This is a genomic window from Spongorhabdus nitratireducens, from assembly GCA_947387575.1.
Lineage (GTDB): Bacteria > Pseudomonadota > Gammaproteobacteria > Pseudomonadales > Endozoicomonadaceae > CANDOC01.
The window spans coordinates 157,169-170,066 of sequence record CANDOC010000005.1 but is presented as its reverse complement, the minus strand read 5'-3'; the positions used below and the strand labels follow the sequence as shown (position 1 = coordinate 170,066).

The window sequence follows — 12,898 nt, the reverse complement described above, 5'->3', positions numbered from 1 at the left end:
AATAACATGCTCTTAAGCTTTTTTGAGACCCTGCGAAAGTTCAAGGTACCGGTCAGTATCCGCGAATACCTTGATCTGTTGGGCGCACTGGAACAACGGCTGGCTTTTGCCAGCCAGGAAGAGTTCTATTTTCTGTCACGGGCTTTACTGGTCAAGGACGAGCGCCACTTTGACAAGTTTGACCGGGCCTTTTCAGCCTATTTCAAAGGGCTGGAAGGGGTTGAAGATATCCTGGATACCCTGATACCGGATGACTGGCTGCGCAAGGCATTTGAAAAACAGCTGACGGATGAGGAAAAGGCTCAGATCAAAAGCCTGGGTGACTTCGAAAAGCTGATGGAAACCTTCAAGCAACGGCTTGAGGAGCAGCAGAAGCGCCATCAGGGCGGCAATAAATGGATTGGAACCGGAGGCACCTCCCCTTACGGCGCTTATGGCTATAACCCGGAAGGCATCCGTATGGGGCAGGATGGCTCCCGTAACCGCAGTGCTGTCAAAGTCTGGGACAAACGGGAATTTCGCAACCTTGATGATAATGTCGAGCTCGGCACCCGCAATATTAAACTGGCCCTGCGTCAGCTGCGCCGCTTTGCCCGCCAGGGAGCCGAAGAAGAGCTGGACATGAATGATACCATCCGTTCGACTGCCCGCTCCGGCGGCCTGCTGGATATCAAGATGGTGCCGGAACGGCATAATACCGTCAAAGTGCTGCTGTTTATGGATATCGGCGGCACCATGGACGCCCATGTCAAAGTCTGCGAAGAACTATTTTCAGCCATGAAAACCGAGTTCAAGCATCTGGAGTTTTTCTACTTTCATAACTTTATTTATGAGTCAGTCTGGAAAGATAACTTCCGTCGTCATCAGGACCGGATTCCCACTTGGGATATCCTGCATCGCTATGGCAGTGATTACCGGGTTATTTTTGTCGGCGATGCGTCAATGTCGCCCTATGAGATAGCCATGCCCGGCGGCAGTGTCGAGCACTGGAACGAAGAAGCCGGTAGTGTCTGGATGCAGCGGGTGATGGATAAGTTCGAAAAGGTGATCTGGCTGAACCCCTATCCGGAAAACAACTGGAAGCATGTTCAGTCGACGCAGATGACACTGGATCTGCTGGAACGCCGGATGCACCCCCTTACAGTAAAGGGTATTGAATCCGGAATGAAATACCTGAGCCGTTAAAATAATAATTCGATAAGGCTGATTGCAATGTGTCATCAGCCATTCTCATAAATTAAACAAAGGTTTATTATTGTTGCCGGGTTTGGAAGTCACCTGCGCCTTTTTTGAATTTCACATACAAGTCGACATCAACAACACGGTTATAATTGGCTGATGCGCTAATCAGCCGATCATAGAAACCTTTCATAAAAGGCCAGACGGAGTCGGCCGTCACGAGTACAGGCTGCTTCTGACCTAAAACATAAAAATAGATTCCACCCGGAACCTGCTGTGTCTCAGCCCATAGTTTTATGACTGTTCCTGTAAGCGGACATAAATGATCATCGACTATGATTGCAAAGTGAAGAAAACGTACATCTTTATTATCGAGATACCCTTTGGCAAGTATTTCAGCGTCATCAGGAAGAGCTGAAAAAGAAAACAGTTTATCCATCTGGTATTCATGCATAGCATGATCAAAAGCAGGATATACTTTTTCTATTCTTTTATGAAAACATTTAGAAAATTTTTCAAGTAGCGCTATATCATGCGCTGAAGCCGTTATGGAATACACCTCCTTTCTTTTCAGATGATGAGCCTGATCATTAACGGCACTTGTTACTTTCTCTACCTGAGGTGTTGGTGTAGGTGAAAGAAGAACGGGAGGAGTTGCAGCATGAAACATTGAAAGTTCTTGCTCTTCTGTCCATAGAATATGAGGAGCCACACTTTTCATTTCCCTCATTATTTCCAGATAGTTCTCACCTCCTGTGAAGCGCACTGTCAAATTGGTTATCTGCGTTTCGCTCAGGCCGGAAACAGCAAGCATACTAAAAAAGGTGCTCTCATGCCTTGATTCCATCTGTTGTTTTTCATGCTCGTACTCATCTTTATCGCATTGAGGGCAATATAACCTCCCCCCTGCCGGAGACTGATCAACAGCAACCATTACTGCGCCACACGTCCCACAGAGTTCATCAGCCCTGACATTAGGCACAAGCAGGAAAAGTACCAACCAGAACAAAGCAAAAGGGAAAAAGAAGATGTTTTTATTCGGACAGATTTTCATATCTGCTCTGAATCTCTGGTGATGGATTACAAACTAAACCTTCCAAGACTCCATAATTATAGAAACCAAAACTCATTATGCATGTGGTCTGATTTCAGGATTAAATCAAAAGATATTATACAGGCAGAGCACCCTTTAACAGGGTGCTCTGTTGCTGAATGTGATCAGATCACACCCAACGCCAACATCGCATCAGCTACTTTAATAAAGCCGGCAATATTGGCACCCTTCTGGTAATTGATGTAATCACCTTCAGTACCGTATTCCACCATTCGGTTATGAATATCAGCCATAATAGTCTGCAGTTTGGTATCCACTTCTTCACGAGACCAGTGATAGCGCATACTGTTCTGGGCCATTTCCAGACCGGATACCGCAACACCACCAGCGTTAGCCGCCTTGGCCGGAGCGAACATGATGCGGGCATCCTGATAGACCCGAATCGCGGCTTCATTGGAAGGCATGTTGGCACCTTCCGCCACCAGCTGGCAGCCATTCGCTATCATCTGTTTGGCATCTGCTTCGTCGATTTCATTCTGGGTCGCACAGGGAAATGCCAGATCCGCCTGAATCTTCCAGGGACGCTCGCCTTCAAAGTACTCCGCATTAGGGAACTGGTCGACGTATTCGCTGATACGACCACGACGCTCAAACTTCAACTCCTTGATCCACTCCAGCTTTTCTGAATCAATGCCGTCCTTGTCAAAGATAAAGCCGGCAGAGTCAGACAGAGTCAGCACCTTCGCGCCTTTCTCGATCAGTTTTTCAGACGCATAAACCGCGACGTTACCGGAGCCGGATACAATCGCTGTTTTACCTGCCAGACTCTCGCCTTTGGCTTCCAGCATATTGGCTGCCATGTAAACCGCACCGTAACCGGTCGCTTCCATCCGGATCAGGGATCCACCTACCGCCAGATCCTTACCGGTCAATACCGGGGTCAGCTCGTTTGTCATCCGCTTGAACTGACCATACAGGAAGCTGACTTCACGACTGCCGACACCAATATCACCGGCCGGAACATCAGTATGAGGTCCGATATAACGGTACAGATGGGTCATAAACGCCTGACAGAAGCGCATGATTTCCAGGTCGCTCTTGCCCTTGGGGTTGAAGTCGGAACCACCCTTGGCACCGCCCATCGGCAAACCAGTCAGACTATTCTTGAAGGTCTGTTCAAATGCCAGAAACTTCAGGTCGTCCAGTTTTACGTCCTTGTGGAAACGCAGGCCACCCTTGTAAGGGCCAATGGAGTTATTGTGCTGTACCCGGTAACCCCGGTTGGTACGTATGCATCCATGGTCGTCAACCCAGTTCACCCGAAATGTAATAATGCGATCGGGCTCGGTCAGACGCTCCAGCAGGTGCATCTTGCGATACTTGGGGTGCTGCATCATAAACGGCACAATATCGGCGGCCAGCTCGTGTACAGCTTGCTGGAAGTTTTCTTCACCGGGGTTACGGCGGGCAAACCCCTGCATAAATTGATCCAGTACCTGATCGGTACTCAGGTTTCCAAATTCCATCGTTTATTACACTCGGTGATAAAGAGACAGGTTTTCACGGTCTGATCCCCTCAACATGGCATATTCCGACCGGAACGCAAAGCACCGGATGCAGGAAAAACCACCAAAAAAAAACGCCGGCAATAATTAAATTGCCAGCGTTTTTATTATTGTGTCGAGTCGGGATCCTGACTGTTCAGGAGCCTGATCTCATCATGATTGGTTACTGCAGATCCTACTCTTATTTTTACTCTCCGCAAGCACCCCGACAGGCTTTTCACGCATTTTATACGCGAATATACCGCTCGTTACACTCTTGACAGTAAGACTGACCGGGGCTTTCCACAGCCAGAATCATAACCAGCTTTTCAGCAGCTCTTGCCATAACCGGGTACCGCCAGTTCAGTACCCTGCCATTCCAGATGTGCTTCATCCATCACATTCTCGCCAAAGCGGTACATGGGCTGATCTTCACCCTTGCTGCACTTGTCGAGCCAGGCCTGCTGACTGTCTGCCAGCTGTTCATTACGGTGCTGCCATTCGGTCATAGCCGTCTTGCCATGACGCTGCTCCAGCATTTGAGCAACCCTGGACGGTGCCGCCACCAGCGCAGTGGCATTGTTTCCACCAAAGCCCTTGGCATTCAGCAGCGCAAGGGTGCGTTGCTGCGGATCGAGTTGCAGTGGTTGCTGCAGAATATTGAGGCAGCTGCTGCTGACATCGTCAGCCAGACCGGTAATGGTATCAATACCCGGCAGCCAGCCCTTGTTCCAGGCACCCAGGGTTACCATCAACTGGTCACCAGCCGCAGATGCCAGCGAGTGACCCAGTCGGCATTTAATCGCGGTCAGCGGAACATCGGTCATACCGAAGCGTTCGACACACTGATCCAGCAGGCGGGATTCAGTCACCCGGTTCTGCGGGGTACCAGTACCATGGGCCTGAATAAACAGCTGCTGTTGCAGATCATTACCTGCCAGCTGACGTGCACTTTCCAACGCCTTGGCAACACTGAACCAGTTACCCAGACCCGGACCGGAAATGGACTTCTTGTTGCCGTCGGCATTAACAAATACATCCATCACTCCGCCGAGAATATCGGCGCCGGTTTCCAGTGCCAGTTCATCATCCATCAGTACAAAGAACTGGGCAGATTCTGCCAGGGTAAAGCCACAGTTATCAGAGAATGGACGACAGGCACGACGCAGGTTTGGATATTCGCCTTGGTCAATACCGTCCAGCTTACGCAGGCCATCAACCGTCGCCAGCGCACCCATGGCACTGTAGCCATCGATGGTTTCCGGCATAATCGGTGCTTCACTGGAGCCTACCAGCGCCAGACGGCAACGACCGCTGCGAATATCATCCACAGCACTCTGCAGGTTATACAGGAAGGTGGCGCAGGCACCCATACGGGTACCGGTATTGCCAAAGGTGCCGGTGACGTAAGCATTGATAAAGTCTGCCGGCATTTCAGCAAAGCCCAGTGGGCACTGCTTGGAAGTCACCCGCTTGCCCAGCAACCGCGCCTGCAGCATACCGCCGTTACCGTTGTAATCCAGCTGGCTCATGGAGCTGCCGGCATAAACAGAAACCTGGTCCGGCGCCAGCTTTGAGGTAATGTCATCCCAGTTCATACCCATGGACTGGATCGCATCCGAGGCACCAAACACGGTCATCTGCAGGCCTCGGGGATGATTACGGGACGGATAGCGCTTGGCCGGATCAAAACCGGAAGGCAGCTGACCGGCAGATTCCACAGTTAATGCCCGCTCCTGCTCCATCAGCATTTCAACACTGCCAAGACGGATCTTCATCATGCCGTCCTGCTCGCTGATAATATCCCAGCCGGCCGGCAGCGGTGACGGCACCTGACGGGATGGCAGTTCAATCTCGCCCCCGGAAACCTTGATGCGTTTGTGGCCGGTCACACGCTTGGGATCAAAATTCTCCAGCGGACGAATCAGTGTACCTTCACGCACAGCATCAGCCAGTTCCAGCGGCTCGGAAACTTCCGGCAGTCCCATCAGCGCAGCAAGGCTTTGTACCGTCTGCTGCTGGTCCTGCTGACTGAGGCAGTCCATAACCAGACGCTGGTAAGCCATAAATCCTGAAGTACGACCAGCAGGTCCAATGCCACCCTGGGCAACAATAACGGGCAGTCGAGACAAGGGAGTTCTCCGTAATTCCAACGATCGTAAACACACCCTGACGTCTTCTTCCGTTCTGTGCGGACTGAGACGATAGCGGGGTCCTGATAATATTTATGACTATTCTATGACGCCCACGGAACTCGAAGCAGTATAATCAGGTCACATGCATGAACAATCAGGCCAAAAGCTTAATTTGAGATGAACAGACCACTGAAACACATCACCCTGCTGGGGCTGGAAGACATGATGGCTTCCAGTGTCACCCTGCCGATGGAAATGCTACAGGCCGCCACCGAATACTCGCTGGCCAAGCACCGGGCCCGGCCGGATGTGCAGTTTCAACTGGCGGCCCAGGACAATACCCCGCTGCAGGTTCGTGGCACCATTCGACTGGTTCCCGATATCGCAATTCCCGATATTGCCCGTACCGATATTGTGATGGTGCCGGCCCTGTGGCGGAACCCGTTACCCCGGCTGGCCAAGCTGACCGGTGTGATTCAGTGGATTCGCAAGCAATACGATGCCGGCGCGACAATCTGCTGTGCCGGCACCGGCCTTTGCCTGCCGGCAGAATCAGGCATTCTGGATGACCAGCCGGCGACCACCCACTGGTATTACTTAAAAAAGCTGCAGGCACGCTATCCGCGAATTCAGTTCAAACCGGGACATTTGCTGACCGCCGGTCATCGCACCTATTGCGCTGGCAGTGTGAACGCGACCGCAGACCTTGCCATTCATCTTATTCGACAGCTGTTTGATGAAGCGACAGCCCGTCATATTGAACAGCAGTTTTCTCCCGAAAGCCGACGCCCGTTTGATACCAGCTGTTATATTCAGGACGAAGCCAATAATCACGATGACGAACCGGTAATGATTGCCCAGCAATGGCTGACCGATCATCTTGCAGAAGCCTACTGCCAGACATCACTGGCTGCCCGGGCCGGACTCAATGAGCGCACCTTCACCCGCCGCTTCCGCCAGGCGACCGGTTTTTCTCCATTGCAATATCTGCAACGGCAACGTATTCGCCGTGCCAGTGAACTGCTGCAGAACTCGGATCTGGAGATCACCGATATCAGCAGCCTGACCGGATTCACCGACAGTACTTATTTCAGTCGTCAGTTCCGCCAGCTTACAGGACAAACGCCCAGCAACTATCGTCGCAGTGTCCGGGGAAAACTATTCCATTTATCCGGGCCACAGGATCAGATCCTGTAATCAAAAAGCCACCGATATGAACAGTTCACTGGGGCAATAGCGTACGATGGTACATCCCTTAAAGAGCCTGCTTATGATCTATAAAAACCGATTGGTGCAATAGTCTATTGCACCGTATCCGGTATTTCCCACTCGGCCCCGTCCCTATGCTTCTCCTCAGTAGCCGGATAACCGGTATCCACACAAAGCAGATATTCTGGAGAAGACCGATGAAACTGATTCGCTCCCTGGTAATGGGCTGTGCACTTGTTGCAAGCACACTGAGCTTTGCTGACACACAGGCAACGACCAATCTCGATATCGTCAAAAGTACCTATGAAGGTGAGACTGCTGAAGAGAACGGTCGTAACCTGATGAAGCATCTGGCAGATGATGCAAAATGGCGTGAAGCTGATGGTTTCCCGCTCGCGGGTGTTTATGTCGGGCCTGACGCAATCAGAAAGAATGTTTTCGAACGTATCGCAGCTGACTGGAGCGAGTACCGCTTTGTCGTTGAAGGCTATATCGCCCAACACAATAAAGTAGCGGCATACGGTACCTACGAGGGTGTTTACGGCTCTACAAATAAGGCGTTCAGCGCCCGTGTGACCCACATCTGGACCCTGGATGCAGGCAAGATTACCGCCTTTGAACAGTTTGTTGATAGCAAACCGGTTGTGGATGCAATGCGTTAACCGAGTGCCCCTTGTCTTTAATCATTTAGCTTAAGCCACTTGTCTTAGACCACAATACTGACGGGTGGTACGCCACCCTTAAACCAGCGGTTCCACAACAGGGAAAACTCGGCGCAGGCCGAAGGCTCGTAGTCAAAAATTGTCGGAGGTCAGTCAACTCGGATAGAATGCAGCCCTCCTCCCCGGCTCCTTCTGATCTATTTCTGTTGTAAAGGAACTTACTATGTTACGACGCAAACTGTTGCCGACCGTGCTGCAAACATTGCTGCTGGCCAGCATCAGCTTTATGGCACAGGCCGCCGATATGAACAGTCCGCTGGGGCAGTGGCGTACAATCGATGATGAAACCGGCAAGCCAAAAAGTATTGTCACCATTACTGCTGATGACAAAGGCACTCTCAGCGGTCAAGTGACGCTGATACTGGACCCGGCCAAACGGCAGAAGGTGTGTGAAGCCTGCAAGGGTGAGCTGCATAACCAACCCATTCAGGGACTGACTATTATTCGCAATATGCACGGCACGGATGGCAAGTACGAGGATGGTATTATCCTTGATCCGGAAAGCGGCAAGGAATACAGCGCCACCATGAAACTGAAAGACAAGGGACAGAAACTGGAAGTGCGAGGTTTTATCGGCTTTTCACTGCTGGGACGTTCCCAGACCTGGGAACGAGTCGAATCAAATCTGTCTAACGGATAAAAGCGCCAAACCTACGACACGATAGACTAAAAATTAAACAGGGAGAGTCCGTATGGCGCAGCAGCGGATTTTCCCTTAGATTACGCGCCTGTTTAGCTTTTCGAACTTATCCTGCTTAATCTTCCCATGTATTTTCCGGCTCTGAAAAAAATATTCCTGAACTTGATTGCCGGTCATTATGGTCTGGCCAAAACCTACTGGCTGTATGGCCTCGCTGCCATGTTTGCCATCAACGAGGTACTTGAGCCGATCACCGTGACCCTGCTTGGCAGCTATGCCGGATGTCTGTTTATTCCACTGCAGGCCGGTTACCTGACAGCTGCTGCCGTCGGTGTTTTCAGAGCCGCGAACCGGTTCAGGGGTAATCCGGTATGGCCTTTTCTGGCTAAAATGACCACCGGCTTCGCCATGTTAACCCTGCTACTATCCCTTATGGAACTGGCAACTCCCTGATACCAGAATCGCAAAACAGAACCAAAAATAAGTATTCTGCGCAACTATTGATACAAATCAATCAATCGTCAACGGAAAATACTTATTATGGTTTTGCGACCTCAGGAAGGGTTGCTTAAGCAGTAGAGGCAAGCCCGCTGCCACTGGTAACAGTGATACAAAGACGCGCGCTTCTGAAAGCAAAAACAAAAAAGCTGAATAATAAAAATAATAAATTCACAACCTCGCACTATGCGGGGTTTTGTTTTTGTATATCCGGTCAGCCGCATTGCAATAAATTTGCAAAGCTAACTGACCGGTTTGGATTGCTACTGGATTGTTACAAGTTGTTAGATCGTATCCTTATGTTTGCATCGGCAGATCGAGTTGATGCTCACGGCCACACTCTACCGCCAGATCATAACCGGCATCCGCATGACGCATGACACCTGTCGCCGGATCATTCCACAGAACTCTGGAAAGCCGCTGTTTGGCAGCATCCGTACCATCCGCCACGATAACCACGCCGGCATGCTGACTGAATCCCATACCTACACCACCACCATGGTGGAACGATACCCAGCTGGCACCGCTGGCAGTATTCAGCAACAGGTTCAGCAATGGCCAGTCTGATACCGCATCAGAACCATCTATCATGGCTTCAGTCTCCCGGTTGGGGCTGGCCACTGAACCTGAGTCCAGATGATCCCGACCAATAACAATCGGGGCCTTCAGTTCACCGTTTGCAACCATCTCGTTAAATGCCATACCGATACGGGCCCGGTCTTTCAAACCCAGCCAGCAGATTCTGGCCGGCAGGCCCTGAAAACTGATGCGTTCACGGGCCATATCCAGCCAGCGATGTAATTGAGGGTTATCAGGGATTAACTCTTTCACTTTGGCATCGGTACGATAGATATCTTCCGGATCACCGGACAGCGCCGCCCAGCGGAACGGGCCGATACCCTGACAGAACAGAGGACGAATATAGGCGGGTACAAACCCGGGGAAATCAAACGCACTGCGTACGCCTTCTTCATACGCCATCTGCCGAATATTATTGCCATAATCCAGAGTGGCTGCACCGCGGGCCTGTAGCGTCAGCATGGCACTGACCTGCACTGCCATACTTTGTTTCGCCGCCTTAACCACAGCCGCTTCATGATCCTTTCGCATATCCCGGGCATATTCCAGGCTCCAGCCCTGAGGCAGATAACCGTTGAGCGGATCATGAGCGCTGGTCTGATCTGTTACCACATCCGGCGTTACATTGCGGGCAACCAATTCACTGAATACTTCGGCAGCATTGGCACACAAGCCAACAGATATAGCTTTGCCATCTGCTACAGATTGCTCAATCATCTGCAGGGCTTCGTCGAGAGAATCAGCTCTGGCATCGAGATAACCGGTTTTCAACCGGAACTCAATCCGTGACGGATCACACTCCACTGCCAGCATGGAGAAGCCAGCCATAGTCGCAGCCAGCGGCTGGGCACCGCCCATGCCACCCAGACCTCCGGTCAGAATCCAGCGGCCACTGGCATCGCTGTTAAAATGTTTGGTCGCCACCGCACAAAAGGTTTCATAAGTGCCCTGCACAATGCCCTGGGAGCCGATATAGATCCAGGAACCGGCCGTCATCTGGCCGTACATCATCAGGCCTTTCTTATCCAGTTCATTAAAATGCTCCCAGTTACCCCAGTGCGGAACCAGGTTGGAATTGGCAATCAGTACTCTGGGCGCATCACTATGCGTTTTAAAAACACCAACGGGTTTGCCTGACTGGATTAACAAACTTTCATCATCCTCGAGCCGCTGCAGCACTTCGACAATTTTGTCATAACAGGCCCAGTTACGGGCTGCCCGGCCAATACCGCCATACACGACAAGTGATTGAGGATGCTCTGCCACTTCCGGATCAAGATTATTCATCAACATCCGCATCGCCGCTTCAGTCAACCAGCTTTTGCATCTGAGACTGGAACCATGGGGCGCTGTAATTACCCGGTTTGCATCATAGCATTCAGTGGCAGAGTCATTTCTGTTCATCGCTAAAACCTTTTAGATTCTGTAAATCAAAATTACATCGATAGAGTAGTCTCTGGTGTTATTAACCAGGCTCACCAGCAAAGACCCGCTGGTGCAACGTATTCACCGCCAGTTCCGAAGCCAGTTCGGCCGGGCAGCTGATATTCCATACACAAAAATCGGCCTGCATACCCGGGAGGAGTTTCCCGGTCATATCCTGCAGTCCCAGAGCCTGAGCAGCATTGACGGTAACGCCCTTCAAAGCCTCATCCGGTGTTAATCCGAACAGGACACAGGCCATATTCATCATCAATCGCAACGACAGCAGCGGTGACGAGCCCGGATTAAAATCTGTCGCAATCGCCATAGGCACACCATATTGCCGCAGCAGTTCTATGGGAGGCAGCTTTGTCTCACGCAGATAATAGAACGCGCCCGGCAATAACACCGCCACCGTTCCCGCCTGCGCCATGGCTTTGACACCGGCTTCGTCCAGATATTCCAGATGATCTGCAGACAAGCCCTTAAATTCCGAAACCAGTCGGGTTCCCCCCAGACAGGAGAGCTGTTCCGTATGGCCTTTTACCGGTAGCCCATGCTTTGCCGCAACTTCAAACAGGCGCCGACACTGTTCCACCGAAAAACCAATGCCTTCGCAGAACATATCGACCGCATCTGCCAGCTGCTCGGTAGCTACCGCAGGCAGCACTTCACGGCAGAGAAAATCGATATAGCCATCAGCATTATTGTGGTATTCCGGAGGCAGTGCATGGGCACCCAAAAAAGTGGTGCTAACCCGGACCGGCAGGCGGGATTCCAGTTCCCGGGCAGCCCGCAGCATCTTCAGTTCGGTTTCCAGTTCAAGCCCGTAGCCGGATTTGATTTCTACCGTGGTGACACCCTGATCGATCAGCGCCTGCACTCTGGGCATGGATAGCTTCAGCAGCTCATCAAACGAGGCCTTTCGGGTTTGCTGTACCGTTGCCATAATGCCACCACCCTGACGGGCAATGGTTTCATAGCTGACGCCCTGCAATCGCTGCTCAAACTCATTGGCGCGATGACCGGCAAAAACAAGATGGGTATGACAATCAATCAGACCCGGGGTTACCCAACCTCCCGCAACATCAATAATCGATGCGGCATTCAGACTGGATTGCAGTGCGGCTACCGTTTCAGCTGAAGAGGGAATCACATCATGAATCAGGCCTGACCGGGTCAGAATGATATAAAGCTGATCATCCCGGTCGGACAGGCGGGCATTGATCCAGGCACGATCAATCGGGACGTTATTAATTCGGGTATTGTCGCCATCACTGGAACCAGTGGCGGGAACGCCATTAACTGCCATGAGCTACCTGCTTGTGATGATTATTGTTATGCAAGCATAGCTACAGATAACCACTGCCGTACGAATAATACAACACCCGCGGGGCTCAAACGCTAAAATAGAACAATCGGAAATAGCTTTTCAGGCTGTTTCGATGCCGTTCAGGTAAATCCCCCATGCACAAAGCATCCCTACTCGCTGCAATATATTTTTTACTCTCCCCCTGTGTATCGGCACAGGAAGATATGCCGATGCAGCCTGCCCGACCACTGTATATCACCGATGACCCGACCCACCAGATTCCGGTCTTACCCTTGTTTGAGTTTGATGAAACCAGAACCCTGGAGCTGACGCTGGGGCCGGAAGAGGAAATCGATACCGCCTTTGAGATTGAAGAGCGCCGGACGCTGGATGATCTTAGTCGGAGGAATAATTCATCATTTTTTGAGCATATGCCGGAGCCTTTGAATGAGTTCAGGTTGCGGTATCGGGTTTTGTTTGATTAGGGGCAAGCTGGTTGAGTTAGCCATGCCAGTGTCACCGCCACAGCATAATATCGTTTGGTGGTATGGCGTTTAATCTCTGGATCTCAAATGTTGTAAGAGTATAGAAATATGGATTTATT

General features: G+C 51.1%; 11 protein-coding genes. 6 read left to right on the top strand and 5 right to left on the bottom strand.

Annotation, left to right across the window (positions count from 1 at the left end):
* Positions 1-6: 6 nt before the first annotated feature.
* On the top strand, positions 7-1,185 hold the full coding sequence (locus tag ACYZZ0_RS11005) for a vWA domain-containing protein (RefSeq protein WP_461536674.1): 1,179 nt from the start codon (positions 7-9) through the stop codon (positions 1,183-1,185).
* A 67-nt stretch (positions 1,186-1,252) separates the two neighbouring features.
* Here ACYZZ0_RS11005 and ACYZZ0_RS11000 read toward each other — a convergent pair whose 3' ends face one another.
* The 3 genes from ACYZZ0_RS11000 to ACYZZ0_RS10990 form a co-directional block, all read right to left on the bottom strand.
* Positions 1,253-2,233, bottom strand: coding sequence for a hypothetical protein (locus ACYZZ0_RS11000; RefSeq protein ID WP_461536673.1), 981 nt, complete (start codon positions 2,231-2,233; stop codon positions 1,253-1,255).
* A gap of 164 nt (positions 2,234-2,397) precedes the next feature.
* Positions 2,398-3,759: an NADP-specific glutamate dehydrogenase gene (gene gdhA, locus ACYZZ0_RS10995; RefSeq protein WP_461536672.1), complete on the bottom strand. Its 1,362-nt coding sequence runs from the start codon at positions 3,757-3,759 to the stop codon at positions 2,398-2,400.
* Positions 3,760-4,106: 347 nt separating this feature from the next.
* Positions 4,107-5,909, bottom strand: coding sequence for a beta-ketoacyl synthase (locus tag ACYZZ0_RS10990; protein WP_461536671.1), 1,803 nt, complete (start codon positions 5,907-5,909; stop codon positions 4,107-4,109).
* A gap of 180 nt (positions 5,910-6,089) precedes the next feature.
* Here ACYZZ0_RS10990 and ACYZZ0_RS10985 point away from each other — a divergent pair, with 180 nt between their 5' ends.
* From ACYZZ0_RS10985 to ACYZZ0_RS10970, 4 genes are all read left to right on the top strand, one after another.
* Positions 6,090-7,109, top strand: coding sequence for a GlxA family transcriptional regulator (locus ACYZZ0_RS10985; protein ID WP_461536670.1), 1,020 nt, complete (start codon positions 6,090-6,092; stop codon positions 7,107-7,109).
* 209 nt (positions 7,110-7,318) lie between these two features.
* Entirely contained in the window at positions 7,319-7,783 is a 465-nt protein-coding gene (locus ACYZZ0_RS10980; protein WP_461536669.1) for a nuclear transport factor 2 family protein, read from the top strand.
* Positions 7,784-8,006: 223 nt separating this feature from the next.
* A complete protein-coding gene (locus tag ACYZZ0_RS10975; protein ID WP_461536668.1) occupies positions 8,007-8,483 on the top strand; it encodes a DUF2147 domain-containing protein in 477 nt (158 codons plus the stop codon).
* A 126-nt stretch (positions 8,484-8,609) separates the two neighbouring features.
* Positions 8,610-8,936, top strand: a complete 327-nt coding sequence (locus ACYZZ0_RS10970) for a hypothetical protein (RefSeq protein WP_461536667.1) — start codon at positions 8,610-8,612, stop codon at positions 8,934-8,936.
* Positions 8,937-9,278: 342 nt separating this feature from the next.
* Here ACYZZ0_RS10970 and hutU read toward each other — a convergent pair whose 3' ends face one another.
* Together hutU and hutI are read right to left on the bottom strand one after the other, a co-directional pair.
* A complete protein-coding gene (hutU, locus tag ACYZZ0_RS10965; RefSeq protein ID WP_461536666.1) occupies positions 9,279-10,964 on the bottom strand; it encodes a urocanate hydratase in 1,686 nt (561 codons plus the stop codon).
* A 61-nt stretch (positions 10,965-11,025) separates the two neighbouring features.
* Positions 11,026-12,294 (bottom strand): imidazolonepropionase, encoded by a 1,269-nt coding sequence (hutI, locus tag ACYZZ0_RS10960; RefSeq protein ID WP_461536665.1) that lies wholly within the window; start codon positions 12,292-12,294, stop codon positions 11,026-11,028.
* A 155-nt stretch (positions 12,295-12,449) separates the two neighbouring features.
* On the opposite strand from hutI, the gene ACYZZ0_RS10955 reads away from it, so the two are divergent.
* Positions 12,450-12,779, top strand: a complete 330-nt coding sequence (locus ACYZZ0_RS10955) for a hypothetical protein (RefSeq protein WP_461536664.1) — start codon at positions 12,450-12,452, stop codon at positions 12,777-12,779.
* Positions 12,780-12,898: the final 119 nt, after the last annotated feature.